Here is a 14,840-nt window from a genome sequence, read left to right on the forward strand (position 1 = left end):
TTGTCCAGCTCCGGCGGCCACCCCCTCGAGGTCATAAGCTAAATGGTCCAAGAAGGCAAAAAACGCCTTCCCGGCCCATCCATCTTATGCTTGTCGGGGCTGAACGGGCCGCCTCCGCTTTTCTATCCCGATGTGGTACAATCAGTAGAGTCTCAATTAGGAATCAGAAAAGGAAGATCATTATGAGTAAAAAAGCACCTGTTCAAAAAAATGATTATATAGATGACGCTTATTTCGAGGATTTGACGCATGACGGCAACGGAGTGACAAAGGTAGACGGCTACCCGTTATTTGTTCCCAATGCGCTGCCTGGGGAAGAAGGCCGGGTGAAGGTCGTAAAACCTAGTAAAGGCTACGGCTTTGGCCGCTTGATGGAACGGACGAAGGAAAGTCCGTATCGCCAGGAGCCGCCTTGCCCGATATACAAGGAATGCGGAGGCTGCCAGATTCAGCATATGACCTACGAAGGCCAGCTGGAGGCAAAAGAAAAGAATGTCCGCGATGTGATGCAGCGCATCGGAAAACTTCATGACGTCAAGATCCATGAAGTGATGGGGATGGAAGAACCGTGGCGTTACCGAAATAAAGCACAGGTACCAGTCGGTGAAAAAGACGGGCGTTTTGTGGCGGGGTTCTATCAGAAGCGAAGCCATGAAATCATCGATATGGATAAATGCATCATTCAATATGATAAAAATGATGAAGTGATCCAGCACGTAAAGAATATTTCCCAAAACCTCGGTATCCGTCCATATGATGAAAAAAAACATAAAGGCACGCTCCGCCATATCATGACCCGCACAGCATACACAACAGGTGAGGTCATGGTCGTCCTGGTGACGAGAACAAACGAGCTTCCTCATAAGAATAAAATTGTGGAAGAACTCGTTCAGAACATTGAAGGGTTGAAGTCCATCGTCCATAATGTCAACGGTAAAAAAACCAATGTGATCATGGGTGACACGACACATATCTTATGGGGAGAAGAAGTCATTCACGATATGATCGGTGACGTGAAGTTTGCGATTTCTGCACGCTCCTTCTATCAGGTCAACCCTGAGCAGACGAAGGTATTGTATGAAAAAGCGCTTGAATACGCTGACCTGGGAGGAGAAGAAACGGTGATCGACGCCTACTGCGGAATCGGTACAATCTCGCTTTTCCTTGCCCAAAAAGCCAAAAAAGTGTACGGTGTGGAAATCGTCCCGCAGGCGATTTCGGATGCCAGGCAGAATGCAGCATTAAATAATATGACCAACGTTGAATTCAAAGCCGGCCCTGCTGAAGTTGTCATCCCAGATTGGTACGAAGAAGGAATCAGCGCGGATGTACTCGTCGTCGATCCGCCAAGGAAAGGCTGCGATGAAGCGCTTCTCAACACGATCCTGGCAATGAAACCCAAGAAGGTTGTTTATGTATCCTGCAACCCTGCAACCCTGGCGCGCGATCTTCGAATCCTCGAAGACGGCGGCTACAAAACAACGGAAATCCAGCCGGTCGACATGTTCCCGCAGACGATGCACTGTGAGGCAGTTGCGAAAATTGAACTGGTATAAATAAACATAGGTGAGGCGAAACATATGTATCTCACAATCGCTGAAACGGCAGAGTACCTATCTCTGCCCGTATCATATGTAGAAGCAATGATTCATGAAAATAAAATAAGGGCGGTTCATGACGGCCGGCAATATTTGATCTATCGAGAACAATTCAACCAGCATCTCGAACAAATGGAAAAAGCCAAAAAACAGCTGGCCGAATATCTTAGTGAACCCATTCCAGAAGATCCGGATGTGAAGGATGAGGATTGACAATCAGTGGTAATCCGATAATAGGAAAAAAGCAAATTGAAAACTAGTTTTACGGTTTGAATAAGGTGATTTCGAGTTGGATATAAGTGGAATAGGTACTTTAGAGATTGGTTCCTCTTAAAAATCTGAAGTAGGAGTTAGGAATAACAGGGTCAATTTAAGGAATTGCGCCGGAATTTAGATTATTGCGCCACAATTTAAATAATTGCGCAGTAATCTAAAAAATTGCGCAGGAATTCATAGAATTGCGCCTCTTTTTCATTTATTGCGTTAGTTTTTAAATTATTGCGCCACTTGTCGAATTTTCTTTAACGACTACAAATAGAACCCACACATAAATCAAACCAGAACAGGAGAATCCCATGAACGGACAACAACGAGCACATATTAAAGCAGGACTTCAAGTTGAAATCGTACTGAAAAAAGACCAGCGTACGGGTCGGCTGACTCAGGGAGTTGTGAAAGACATCCTGACGAACTCGGCTAACCATCCTCATGGCATCAAGGTGAGGCTCGAAGATGGTCAGGTGGGAAGAGTAAAAAATATACTATCCTAACATTCATGTTGAAGGCAGTTCTTTAGTTAAATAAAGGACTGTCCTTCTTTTTTCACTCACCGGAACGATCAATACCCAGCCCACACTCCCATCCGTCTCCACCCCATAAAAAAGCCCCAAGCTCGCTAAAGAGCCTGGGACCTCAACATAACTACTATTTAAAACAGCTTCGGTATTTCATTTATCATCGTATAAACACCCATATAAGACATCGCGGCCACGATGACGAGACCGAATATCGTCAGCCAGATCGGGTGCTTGTAGTCACCGACGATCTTTTTCTTGTGTGCTGCCAGAAGCATGACGCCAAGTGCGATCGGCAGAATCAATCCGTTCAGTGCACCGACAAGGATCATGACGGCAACAGGTTTACCGATCGATACAAATACGACTGTCGAGATGACGATAAATCCGATGATCAGCCACTTATGGTATTTTTCCAATAAAGGGCTGAATGTGCGAATGAAGGAAACGGAGGTGTAGGCTGCTCCGACTACGGATGTAACAGCAGCAGACCACATGACGATTCCGAACATTTTGTAACCGATGTTTCCGGCGGCAAGATTGAAGACAGATGCCGGTGGGTTGGAAGGATCGATTTGCAGGCCTTGCGCGACGATTCCGAGCGATGCCAGGAATAAAAAGATGCGCATGAGCGACGCGATCCCGATGGCAGAAACAGAGCTCTTCGTAATCTCGGGAAGTGCATCTTTTCCGGTGATGCCGGCTTCCAGTAACCGGTGACCGCCGGCAAATGTGATGTAGCCTCCGACCGTACCGCCTACAAGCGTGATGATGGCCATGAAGTCAATCGTATCCGGCATGAATGTCTTTGTGACGGCTTCTCCTACCGGCGGGTTTGATGTGAACATCACATAAAGCGTAAGCAGGATCATTAAAAATCCGAGAATCTGTGCAAACTTATCCATCAATCGGCCTGCTTCCTTAACGAGGAAGATCCCGACAGCGACAAGTCCGCTGAATAAAGCCCCCATCTCAGGAGATACACCGAATAAAACGTTTGTTCCGAGGCCGGCTCCAGCGATGTTCCCGATATTGAAAGCGAGGCCGCCAGCGACGATCAAGAATGCCAGTAAATATCCCAATCCGGGCAGGATATCATTGGCGATATCCTGAGCCCTTTTTTCCGATATGGCGATGATCCTCCAAATGTTAAGTTGTGCACCGATATCAATGATGATGGAAACGAGAATGACGAATCCAAAGCTTGCTGCCAATTGTTCCGTGAAGACAGTCGTCTGGGTCAGGAACCCCGGGCCGATTGCCGAAGTGGCCATTAAAAAGGCTGCGCCCAGCAGCACGCTGATATTTGATTTTTTCATACGTTTCTCTCCTTTGCTGTACGTTCTAAAGTTGTCTATTTAATTTTCAAGGCAATTCCTTGTTTCAGGTGGCGCAGCTGCTTTTCCCTGTCTATCAGTAGCTTCTGTGCTTCCTCGTGGGTGATTACTTTAAAGGAAAGCTCTTCTCCCGGTTTGGTTTGTGCAATAAGAGGGAGATCGATGGAAGCGATCTGTCCAATACGGGGATATCCTCCCGTCGTTTGCCGATCGGCTAAAAGAATGATAGGGTTGCCGTCCGAAGGCACCTGAATGCTTCCAAAGGATACTGCTTCGGAAATCAAATTGCTGTCTTGCTTCAGGGCAAGCGGAGTCCCGTCCAATCGGTAGCCCATGCGGTCGGATTGAGGGGTAACCTTGAATGGTTTCTCGAAGAACGCCTGCCTGCTTTCTTCTGTGAATAGATCGTACTCGGGCCCTTCCATCACCCTGATGGCTTTTTGGGGTTGATGAATGGAGATGAATTCGGATGAAATCGACCAGTCGATTTCTGTATAAGGCCTGTCTTCCAAATAAGGTATCAGATAGTCCACCATATCTTTGGAATCCTCAAGAAGTTCTCCGGCTTGAAGGAGATCTCCTTCTTTTAAGCTGCGGCCGTCATAGCCGCCGATTTCTGCCCGCAAATAGGTAGAACGGCTGTTCATGACAGCAGGTACATCAATCCCGCCGGCTATGGCGAGGTAAGCGCGTGCTCCAGTTTTGCATCCCCCGAATTTTAAGGTAGAGCCCTTTTTAACAAGAACGGATCGCCATAATGGAACAGGCTGTCCATCTATGGATGGAGACAGGTCTCCGCCGCAAATGGAAATGAGAGAAGTCTCCTGAAACTGGAGTGCCGGTCCAGTCAGGGTCATTTCAATAACTGCATTGTTCTCATCATTCCCCACAAGCCAGTTGGAAATTCGGTGGGCAATTGGGTCCATGCTGCCGCTGACGATGACGCCGTATCTTTGAAATCCATATCTTCCAAGATCCTGTATGGTAGAAAGGAGGCCGGGTTTTACAACTTTAATCATGCTTTTCCCTCCATTTCTTTAAACTCATCTTCTGAAATTGAAACGAATTTAATGTGGTCTCCTGCCTGAAGAAGACTTGGAATATCTTCATCCGGCTGGAATAATGAAAGAGGGGTACGGCCGATCAACTGCCACCCTCCAGGCGTTTCAATCGGGTAAACACCTGTTTGATCACCGGCGATTCCCACTGAACCGGCCGGGATTTTCAATCGTGGTGATTTTCTTCTGGGAGTGGCTAAATCGGGATCCAAACCTCCCACATAAGGGAAGCCCGGGGCAAAGCCGATCATGTACACAAGATAGTCACCGTTCATATGTTTTGATATGACCTCTTCAGGTGATAACCCATTGATGTCTGCCACTTCTTCTAAGTCGGGACCGTATTCTCCCCCGTAGCATACAGGGATTTCTATGACTCTGTGAGAAGCAGAGTCATTTTCCGATTCATCAGTGAGCAATTCTTTCAGGATGGAACAGACCCCATCGTAAGGAAGCTCCTCTTTTACTTCTTGTAAAACGGTGATCGGATCATAATAAAGGGTGACCGTCGTGAAAGCAGGGATGAGATCGACGAGCCACGTTTGAGGATTTTTATCTAATAATGATGTCACTTTCTTTACTTTTTCGTGAGTGTCAATTTCAATCGCATCTCCCAATTGAATGACTACTGCACTGTCACCTAAAGGACGCAAAGAATAGTTCAAGTTGTTTCCTCCTTATCGACAAATTAAATGTATATTTATGTTAATTTTTAAATAAAAATTCAATTGTGAATAGTAAATGCAATTTTTCTGAACTTTTGGTCATGTTGTCTATTATAGTATAAATTGAGAACTTTTCAACGCGAGTATTCTTGTAGATGAGAAATATCAGAGGGTGGAAATGAATAGTTGTAGTCAGGTGAGATGAATATAAACTAGTCGTTTTGGCAGGTTACGCGTGTAACGTAGAATAAAGCGAGATTGAATATATTGTAAGAAAATAGCAGGAATCTTTAAGTTGAAATCGTATATCTTTTACCTGGAATGTGCTATTATTTAGTAATTCGAAATAAATTCTTAAAATGGGGAAATCCCAAGAATAGATGAATAAAGAAAGGGGGATTTCCTGTGACGAAAATAAAAGAACCTCTATGGACAAGGTCTTTTATCATGTTAATGGTAGGAAATCTTTTTGTGTTTATGTCGTTTCAAATGCTGATTCCGACATTGCCTCCATATATCAAATCCCTTGGCGCGTCAGGTTTGGAAATAGGTCTGGTAACGACCTTATTTTCAATCGGAGCGGTATTGAGCAGGCCGTTCATCGGTTTTATGCTGGAGTATAAGGACCGAAAACCGTTGGTCATCATCGGGGTCGTTTCATTGCTGCTCATCACAGTGATCTATCCATTGTCCTCCATAGTCGTGATCTTTTTGCTGTTCCGATTCGTACACGGGCTTGCCTGGGGCTGGTCGACAACCGTCAATGGTACCGCTGCAGTGGATGTCGTACCGAAATCCCGCCTTGGTGAAGGGATGGGTTATTACGGTTTGTCCATCACCATCGGAATGATCATCGCTCCGAGTCTTGGAATCTATTTATTTCAAGTGACCACATTTACGAATCTGATCATCACGTCCAGTGTTCTTGGGGGCATTGCCATCATCCTATTGGCGCTGGTTCGTTATCAGACACCGGAAATCGTGAAAGAAGCAAAGAAAGAAGACCTGAAGTTCTCTTACGTGGGTTCACTGGTTGAAAAATCAAGCTGGTTTCCTGCTTTTATCACCATCATGGTCACATTTGGATACGGCTCGATCGTCACGTTCATCGTGATATTTGGGGAAGAACGGGGCATACAGCATATCTTCTTATTTTATTTGTTCAATGCAATTATGGCTTCCCTGTCAAGACCAGTCGCTGGGAAGTGGTTTGACGATCACGGACCAAAAGGGCTTGTCCTATTCTGTATCTCGATTACATTTGTCGGTATGTGGGTCTTATCCTTTGCACATTCCGATGCCCTGATCATCGTCTCGGGCATTCTGTTCGGAGTAGGATTCGGATCATTGATCCCGACGCTTCAGTCATGGACATTGTCCATGACCCCGGATAACCGCAGGGGAGTGGCGAACGGCATGTTCTTCTCTTCCATCGACCTGGGTATCGGACTGAGCGGACTCGTATTCGGAGTACTGGCCCAATTCGTAGAAATCGGAATCCTCTTCCAAATCTCAAGCTTCTTCCTGCTCCTTGCATTCATAGTGGCCGTAATGGAAGGCCGGAAGCAGCAAAAGCGGAGACGGCTTGGTCAGGCCCGACAAGCATAAGGCGAGTGGGCAAAAAAGGCGCACTTTGCCTTTTATGCCTGCTTGACTTATGACCTCGAGGGGCTAGCCGTCAGAGCTGGATGAAGCAAAAGCGGAGACGGCTTGGTCAGGCCCGACAAGCATAAGGCGAGTGGGCAAAAAAGGCGCACTTTGCCTTTTATGCCTGCTTGACTTATGACCTCGAGGGGCTAGCCGTCGGAGCTGGATGAGACAAAAGCGGAGACGGCTTGGTCAGGCCCGACAAGCATAAAAAATAAAAACAATTACTCTATAGTTTACACCTCCAAAAAAGGTGGTAAATATTTAGGACTATCTATTTTCTCTAAGGGTGTAGCCTTTTGGTAATGGATAGTCCTTTGTTGTGTAATGAATCTAAGTCGAATGAATCACGGTATAAAGAATCAATTAGAAATTGAAAACGAATTGAAATTTTATCCTTGTGAAATTCTGATAGAATGATAGCCATAGACTAGTCTGTGAGTCCTTATTCTAACAGGATTCACATATAACGGAGGACATTATGATAGAAGAAAAGTTATTGATGGAGAAGTCATTTTATGAAACTTTTTTAATAGAAAATGAGTCAACCCTTCATCCTATTGAAGTACTGGGGGAAGCGTTTGTTGAAGAGCAGCAGAATGAGCCGTATGATTTGACCTATATCCGCTATGCGCAGGGGGAGGTTTATTTTCACAGCAAAGATTATGAAGCGGCCATCTTTAAATGGGAGAGCATTCTGAATGAGCTCGAACCCTGGGCGAAGAAAAATATCGCCGATTCCTACTATGCACTCGGCATGCTTTCTTCAGCGGAGGATGTGTACACAGCAATTTCTACGGAAAATACAGTGCTGACGATGGAGATCTCCCTTCAGCTGTTCCATCTTTACATAGAGAGAAACAAGCTGAAGTCAGCGTATCGAATCATTGAGAAAGCACGGAATACCGATCCTGACTATCCACTTGTCGCTCAGCTGGCGAAATCCTTTTATGAAGAACAGCAGGACTATAAGAACGCTGTGGAGCTTGCTGTGAGTGAGTCGATCAGAACGGGTGAGCAGGCATGGTTCCGCTCCCTGCTGGAGTACGCAGAAATGGGCTATACGTCAGTATTTACGCCGAACTATTTTTACGATGTGCTGATCACCGTTTATGAGAAGGAGCGCCAGTTATTCAGAGAGCTGGTCCAGAGTCTGTGGCAATCGTACAGAGAGACTCCTGAAACTCATATTGAATGGATGTCCACGGTGAACACACTCTTTGAATATGTAGAGGTTGAACGCGGTGAACGCTGGGAGGATATTTCATCCCAATTCCAGAATGCCTATCTTCATTTCCTTGAAAAAGGCTATCTCGTGAAAGAAATTGAAGGCATCATGCCGGATCTCTTGACGAATTGGCTTAAAATCAGTAAACAGGAGCAGCCGCTCTTTGCGTCTGCAGCTGTGATGGCATGGAATGATGTATTTTCCTATTCAATTGATCCAATGGTCGCCGAGGAAGCTGAGACCCTGCTTCTTCAAGGTGAATATCCAGCTTTTAAAATGGAAGAGACTCTTCTTCTCCTGAATAAAATAATCGACTGGTCCGAAAAGAATGAGGCCCCCGTTTCCTATAAGTCCAAATGGATCGCTGAACAGCTCCTGGATACCAGCCAGCAGTATCTTGTGGTTGCAGGCAGCGAATCAAGCGGCAAATCATCCTTTGTGCAATCAGTCCTTGGTGAGAGCGTGGGAGAGGCAGAACATTCGACCGTTGTGTACAGGTATCACCGTGATCAGGTAGAAGTAACGGAGGTCCATGACCGCGGTGCAGAGAAAGTGGAAAGTATTGCTGACTTTGAAGAGTTGATGGAAAGGGAAGCGTTTGTGGAGTACAAACTGCCTTCTGAATTCCTTCAGAAAAATGGAAGTGCGTTGATCGACGTTCAAGCGAACAGCCAGGGACTTCACGACCTCACGTCATTCTATCCTGCTGCCGACGGACTTCTTTATGTCCTGAATGCAGATTCCCCTTTCAATGCTGAAGACCGCAAGACACTTAGAACACTGACCGAAATCGGCCAGCCCGTAAATGTCCATTTTCTGCTGAACAAAATGGATAAGATCGACCATGCAGGCCGTTCAGAAGAAATCATCAACTCAGTCCAGGCGAAAGCCAGAGAATGGTTCCCTGATGCTGAAGTCCTCCCGTATTCATCGCTTGAAGCGGTACACCTTCAGCAAAGAGACGTGGAAGCCTTCATGAAAAAGCATTACTTCCTTAACCCGGGTGCATTGAGATCCGAGCGAAGAGTGAAGCTTTTCTACCTGGTGAGAAAAACGTTGAAAGACTTATTCGCTAATCGAAAGAATCAGGAACACGAGTTAAAAGATACAATCGAGAAAAATAAAGATATTCTTGTCCGCTTAAACGGCTTCCATACTTACCTGGAAGATATGCAAAATGACAAGACAAAAGTAATAAAAGAATCGTTCCATAAAAAGAAAGAAGAGATGAAAAAAGAAGTCTCGAAGAAAATCCCCGAGATCCTGAGCGGGTGCTCAGAACTGATTACGGAAGAAAGTGATTTCAGACAGATTCATACTGAATTGAATGAAGCCATGAACGCAAGAATTCAGACGTACATTCAGGAAGATCTCATGCCGCGCTACATGGTTTTATTGGAAAATTGGCTTCAGTCATCCAGGCAGGAGCTGCAGGATGGGCAGGACTACTTAAATGAAATGAGTACAACCTTCAATGAATTGTTTGGAAAAGACCGTGTCGTCCTCGAGTGTGACTTCCAGGTGATCGATGACTGGAGAAGAGATGTAAGCCGGATGGGAACCAGGGCACAAATCGATAAAGAAAACATTCTTCTCAGATTTAAGCCGGGTCAATTCCTGTTGAAGAGTGCCGGTAAATTGTTCGGGGGGATCCCTCAGAACAAAAACCTGCTTTATAATCAGTACAAACGCTATTTAGAAAACGAGGATTACTCCGAAACTGCCGCATCCGTTGTAAACAAGTTCTTCGTTCAATTCGACTTGTTTGAAAAATCTTTGGGGCAGGATGTGCGATCCTTCTTTGCAGGACCGTTCAATCAGCTCGATCTTACGATTACAGAGACGGAAGCAGAGGTTGCTGCAGAAGAAGAAACATTGAAAAAAATGAAGGAACATCCGGAACGTTACTTCGATCCTATCACGCTATTTGAAGTGAAACTGCTTCACGATGAATATAGGATGAAGGCTGGTTCTAAGAGTACGAGGGCATCGTACTGATGAAAATGGGAGAAGAGCCGATTCACTTTGGGCATTGCCTTGGTGAATCGGCTCTTTTATTGTTTCATGCTCCATTAGAGAAAGAAGTTGAGTATAGCTTGATTTGGGCATTATTGGTAATTGACGGATTTAATCGTAAAACTCGAAGATTATCCCGCGGAACTCGAAGATTACTGCCCGAAACTGAAAGAAAAAGTCCAGTTTCTGAAAGATTACAACACAAAACTAAAAGATTAACCCCAAAAATGTATAAAAAACCCCCGGAGCAGCCATCGCTCCGGGGGTCCACGAAAGAAGTCATCAAGCGGACTTATTCAATAATACATTCAACTGTTTTCTCGCCCGGTGGTACCGGGTTTTGACCGTGGAAGGATTAAGATTAAGCCTTCGGGCAATTTCCTTATCGCTGAGTCCTTGAATCGCCTTTAATCGGAGGACTTCCTGCTGCGTCGCGGGAAGCATCCCGATCCCTTCTTCAATCTCTTCTTCCAAAAGGTGAAAGTCCACTTCTGATTCTACCATTCTGGCTGCACACGAGATGAACGGAGAATCATAAGTTTCCTGATCATCGACCAGTTCCTCCCTGCGCTTTGATTCCTTGCGGATAAAATCAATGGCTGTCCTGTTGGCGATGGATGAAAGCCAGGACTGGATCTTTCTGAAGTCGATCAGGGTATCCCACTTCTTATAAGCCTTCATAAAGGTTTCCTGTACGATGTCTTCTGAAAGATGAGCGTCCTTTGTCAGTTTATATGCGATATGGTAGATCAATCGGTGAAATTGAATATACACATCCTCGAATGATGGAGATTCAAGGTGTATGAGTTTGGCAGTCAATGGATATCACCTCTTCTTTCTGTTCAAATTATTCAAAGGCTTTCTTTACAAAGGAAGGAGCGTTCTTTTCGGTAAGCCCATTTACATCAATATGCGGTTGTCCTTTGTATTTAATTCCGATCAAATAAGGGTTTTCTTGTCTGTCGTAGCTGAGATTTTCTAAGACCTCATTCAGTTTATCTTTGTTCGTTATTTCCAATCCGGTTCCTTGTTCTTTAAGTTCAGGGAAGATGTCACCGGCGTACTGTGCCTTCGTCAACTCCCGGATATGATCTTTTTTATCGATGATGTAGATCCATTCAATATCTTCGGCTGTCACCTTTATCTTCTCCAGATATCCTTGGTCGCGCAGCCATTTTTCGAATTCATCATACGTGTTTCGGACACTTATGCCTGTGCGCTTATTATCTGATAAGAGAACTTCAATAGAGAAGGTGCTCAATCTGTTTTGATCTTCGAAGCTCTCATTGTAAATTTCCTTCTTTAAGATATCGATCGCTTCTTTGATTTCTCCGGGATCTACAATGGTAACGGTTTTTCCGGCAGTGTATTCCTGGTGAAGCGTCAGCTTATCGATCTTCTCTTCATCGATTTGGAAAATGTCGTTGGTCGCTTCTTTATACTCCTTGGCCTCGTATAAAGCCGAGTAATACTGATCAAGTGCACCTTGGTCCACTTCGTAGCTTCGGACGAGGGTGCTTCCGTCTTTTAGTTTGTAGTAAAAGAATGCAGGCATCCTTTCATAGCTCGTCGAAGTTTCTCCGTTTGCGATGATGCTTTTGTGTAGATTACGGATTGCTTGGATCGTTTCTTCCTCTTTCATCATAGGGTCACGCTTGAAATCGGCGATCCCATTTTCACTGGCAGTCATTAGATCACTACCGAAAAGATCATAATAGCTGTATCCAACATACGCTTCCTTGATGCTGCCTGCTTCCGGCACTTTCTTTTCATACTGAAAGAGGTCGAATTGAAACAGGAGGGAAGAGGCACCGATCACAAGCAGATAAACAACATATCCTTTCCAGTGGTGAAAGACTCTCCAGTGCTTTTGCAAAATCATCTCGGCAACATAATAACCGATCAGTGCTCCAACGACATATCCGAACCACATCCAGTATCCCTGCCCTTGCACTTCAGTAAAATACATCCCACCGACAAGCATAGCGCAGAAAGTCACGCTGTATTTAAAAATCGGCTGAAGTAGCTTGAAAGTAATCGGCTGTGATGCGGTCTCTATTTTCCTGTTTTTATAGAGTACAAGAGCAAGAAAATAGAAGATGATCGTCAGTGTCGCATAAATCAAAGCATCCCACCCTGAGATCAACTTGTTTTCAAGCATGGCAGCTTTAACAATCGGAGAATACTCTTCAATCTTTATGGTGTAATAGTAATCGGTCGGAAACCCGAACAAGATCTGCTTCAAGCTGAAGGTAACCAATAAGAACATTCCTGCAGGCAGTAACAAGATGATGTAGGTCAGCACACCTTGTACAGCTGAAAGGCCGGTAACCATTGCAATGAATGTTCCCGTCAAGAAGAAAAGGACGGACATCAGCATCGTGATTCCTGTCCAGACAAAGATGTCTGCGGCATCGATGTAAAGGTTCAGTTCAGTAACCCAATAGAGTACTAGAAGGAATAGAGTGTTAAGTAAAACCGGGATCAGCAGGATACCGATTCCTGTAAGCAAAGCATGCTGGAAAATCTTATTTCGCATGATTGGCAGACTGTGAATGAAATCCGCAGATTGTTTTACATGTAAGAAGCGGAATAGAAAGACGGCCAATAATACAGGAATGAAAAACAGCAGTCCCATTTGAATAGGGTATTGAATTTTAAAGAGATTCTCATAAATATTGTTGTAATAGTTAAGGTTCGGATTGGTCAGTTTCCCCAGGATATCAATCGGCAATGCAAACAGAAGCCCGATGAAATAAACGATCCCAAGCCACCCGACACTCCGTAAGTATTGAATGATTAGTTCTTTATTGATCCAAGATGTTCTGGATGGCATACCCAACATCCCCCATTTCATAAATAAAAATTTCTTCGAGTGTAAGTGGAAGTAAATCAAAGATGACTGGATGATAAGAGCGGATCAGGCGGTTGATTTCCGCATCATCTCCCCGGACAATGCATAATAAAACACTGCCGCGTACTTCCTTATGCAAGACATCGAGCTTTTTGAACAGCTCGTCTGGCACCTTATCTTTAAAAGCGAGCTGAATCTTATGGATGCCTGATTTGAGGTCATCAAGCTCTTTTTCCAGGAGGAACTTTCCTTGATGCAAGATGGCTATATGATCGCAGATATCCTCGACTTCCCGCAGGTTGTGGGATGAGATCAGAATCGTCATGTCCCTTTCTGCGACTTCTGTGATCAGCACATTCTTTAATTTCTTCCTGACAACGGGATCAAGTCCGTCAATCGGTTCGTCCAGTACAAGTACATCGGGCTTTGCGGACAAAGCCAGGATAAATGAGGCTTGACGCTGTACACCTTTTGAATACTTATGAAGCTTTTTATCCGGATCGATTTCAAACAATGCCGTCAACTGGTGATAATATTCCTCATCCCATCGGCTGTACGTATTCTGATAAAATTGTGCCATCTGCTTCAAAGTATAATGAGTGAAAAAGAATGGCTGGTCTGGAAGGAAGACGACTTTCTCCTTGATTCCGGTCATTTCAAAAATCGGCTGACCATTAAGTGTGATATCTCCCTGATCGGCTTTTAAAATACCGGCAATCGTCCGCAGGAGGGTTGTCTTGCCCGCCCCATTCGAACCAAGAAGGCCGTAGATGGACCCTTTCTCGATGGAAAACGATATATTATGAATGATTTCTGTTCTGTCAAATGCTTTACTAACGCCTTTAATCTCTATCATCAGCTTGATTCCCCCCAACTGATGCCTCGATTTCAGCAATCATTTCTTTTAAATCTTCAGCGGTTATTCCCAAATAAAGAGCTTCTGCTAAAAGTTTTGATAATTCTTCTTTCACTTTCATGATTTTCTCCGCATTTTGAATATGACTTGAAGGATTGACAAAGCTACCTCTCCCTTTCACTGAATAGATATATCCTTGAGATTCAAGTTCCCTATATGCTTTCTGGATCGTGTTTGGATTTATCGTCAGCTGCTGAGCCAATGTCCGTACGGAAGGCAACTGCTCATCAGGCTTCAGCACCTCATTGATCATCAGTTCTTTCAGCTTTTCCACCAACTGTTCGTAAATGGGCTTCCGACTTCTTAAATCAAGTTCAAACATATCCACCCTCCCAACTGTATACAGTGTACTATGTGTCTTAATACAGTTAAAGTATATAACATGTTCTTCCATTTTAGAAGAGTTTTTTTAAAAAAAGTTTTAGTTTCTTAATATGGCTGTTGATTTCCGAGGAAGACTTCGCTTTCCGCGGGTGAACAGTGAGCCTCCTCGTCGCTCTGCTCCCGCAGGGTCTCACTAGCTTACTATTCTCGAAGGAGTCAATCACCTTCCGCTCCAATCAACACATAGATTTGTTTGTTTTAAACTTTTAATTAACTATAAGAATGGGCGAAATCCACACCCTTTACTGAACGGCAATCGTCAAATAATACAAGTAAGGAAGATTCCAAATAAGGGAATTTATGTTAGCATTGAGTAAGATTACAGATAGGAAAGAGGGGGACA

General features: G+C 44.4%; 12 protein-coding genes. 5 read left to right on the plus strand and 7 right to left on the minus strand.

The genetic code is table 11. From position 1 onward, the window contains the following. The first annotated feature begins 182 nt into the window (after window positions 1-182). The 3 genes from rlmD to ACXAFV_RS09660 all read left to right on the plus strand — a co-directional run bounded on the left by rlmD (window position 183) and on the right by ACXAFV_RS09660 (window position 2,368). Window positions 183-1,556 carry a 23S rRNA (uracil(1939)-C(5))-methyltransferase RlmD gene (rlmD, locus tag ACXAFV_RS09650; RefSeq protein ID WP_475126127.1) on the plus strand — a complete coding sequence of 458 codons (1,374 nt, stop codon included), beginning with the start codon at window positions 183-185 and terminating at the stop codon, window positions 1,554-1,556. A gap of 24 nt (window positions 1,557-1,580) precedes the next feature. Beyond that, on the plus strand, window positions 1,581-1,811 hold the full coding sequence (locus ACXAFV_RS09655) for a helix-turn-helix domain-containing protein (RefSeq protein WP_475126128.1): 231 nt from the start codon (window positions 1,581-1,583) through the stop codon (window positions 1,809-1,811). Between the two features lie 362 nt (window positions 1,812-2,173). Then, entirely contained in the window at window positions 2,174-2,368 is a 195-nt protein-coding gene (locus ACXAFV_RS09660) for a YwbE family protein (protein ID WP_475126129.1), read from the plus strand. Window positions 2,369-2,526: 158 nt separating this feature from the next. Here the strand turns inward: ACXAFV_RS09660 and ACXAFV_RS09665 are convergent, their stop codons facing one another. From ACXAFV_RS09665 to pxpB, 3 genes are read right to left on the minus strand one after another with little or no spacing between them, the layout of a single operon-like run. Further along, window positions 2,527-3,711 carry an NRAMP family divalent metal transporter gene (locus tag ACXAFV_RS09665; protein ID WP_475126130.1) on the minus strand — a complete coding sequence of 395 codons (1,185 nt, stop codon included), beginning with the start codon at window positions 3,709-3,711 and terminating at the stop codon, window positions 2,527-2,529. 35 nt (window positions 3,712-3,746) lie between these two features. Next, window positions 3,747-4,748: a 5-oxoprolinase subunit C family protein gene (locus ACXAFV_RS09670; protein ID WP_475126131.1), complete on the minus strand. Its 1,002-nt coding sequence runs from the start codon at window positions 4,746-4,748 to the stop codon at window positions 3,747-3,749. After that, window positions 4,745-5,452, minus strand: coding sequence for a 5-oxoprolinase subunit PxpB (pxpB, locus tag ACXAFV_RS09675; protein ID WP_475126132.1), 708 nt, complete (start codon window positions 5,450-5,452; stop codon window positions 4,745-4,747). Before pxpB ends, ACXAFV_RS09670 begins: the two co-directional genes overlap by 4 nt. Window positions 5,453-5,899: 447 nt before the next feature. Between pxpB and ACXAFV_RS09680 the strand changes: the two genes are divergently transcribed. Both ACXAFV_RS09680 and ACXAFV_RS09685 read left to right on the plus strand, forming a co-directional pair. Beyond that, on the plus strand, window positions 5,900-7,060 hold the full coding sequence (locus ACXAFV_RS09680) for an MFS transporter (protein ID WP_475126914.1): 1,161 nt from the start codon (window positions 5,900-5,902) through the stop codon (window positions 7,058-7,060). A gap of 520 nt (window positions 7,061-7,580) precedes the next feature. Beyond that, window positions 7,581-10,325 (plus strand): GTP-binding protein, encoded by a 2,745-nt coding sequence (locus ACXAFV_RS09685; RefSeq protein ID WP_475126133.1) that lies wholly within the window; start codon window positions 7,581-7,583, stop codon window positions 10,323-10,325. Between the two features lie 300 nt (window positions 10,326-10,625). Here ACXAFV_RS09685 and ACXAFV_RS09690 read toward each other — a convergent pair whose 3' ends face one another. From ACXAFV_RS09690 to ACXAFV_RS09705, 4 genes are read right to left on the minus strand one after another with little or no spacing between them, the layout of a single operon-like run. Then, window positions 10,626-11,162: an RNA polymerase sigma factor gene (locus tag ACXAFV_RS09690; RefSeq protein WP_475126134.1), complete on the minus strand. Its 537-nt coding sequence runs from the start codon at window positions 11,160-11,162 to the stop codon at window positions 10,626-10,628. Window positions 11,163-11,190: 28 nt separating this feature from the next. Beyond that, window positions 11,191-13,179, minus strand: coding sequence for a hypothetical protein (locus ACXAFV_RS09695; protein WP_475126135.1), 1,989 nt, complete (start codon window positions 13,177-13,179; stop codon window positions 11,191-11,193). After that, window positions 13,151-14,053: an ABC transporter ATP-binding protein gene (locus ACXAFV_RS09700; RefSeq protein WP_475126136.1), complete on the minus strand. Its 903-nt coding sequence runs from the start codon at window positions 14,051-14,053 to the stop codon at window positions 13,151-13,153. The genes ACXAFV_RS09695 and ACXAFV_RS09700 overlap by 29 nt, the downstream gene beginning before the upstream one ends. Continuing rightward, window positions 14,040-14,435, minus strand: a complete 396-nt coding sequence (locus ACXAFV_RS09705) for a GntR family transcriptional regulator (RefSeq protein ID WP_475126137.1) — start codon at window positions 14,433-14,435, stop codon at window positions 14,040-14,042. Before ACXAFV_RS09705 ends, ACXAFV_RS09700 begins: the two co-directional genes overlap by 14 nt. Window positions 14,436-14,840 lie beyond the last annotated feature (405 nt).

It is taken from the genome of Rossellomorea sp. ABR4_012 (assembly GCF_056159545.1).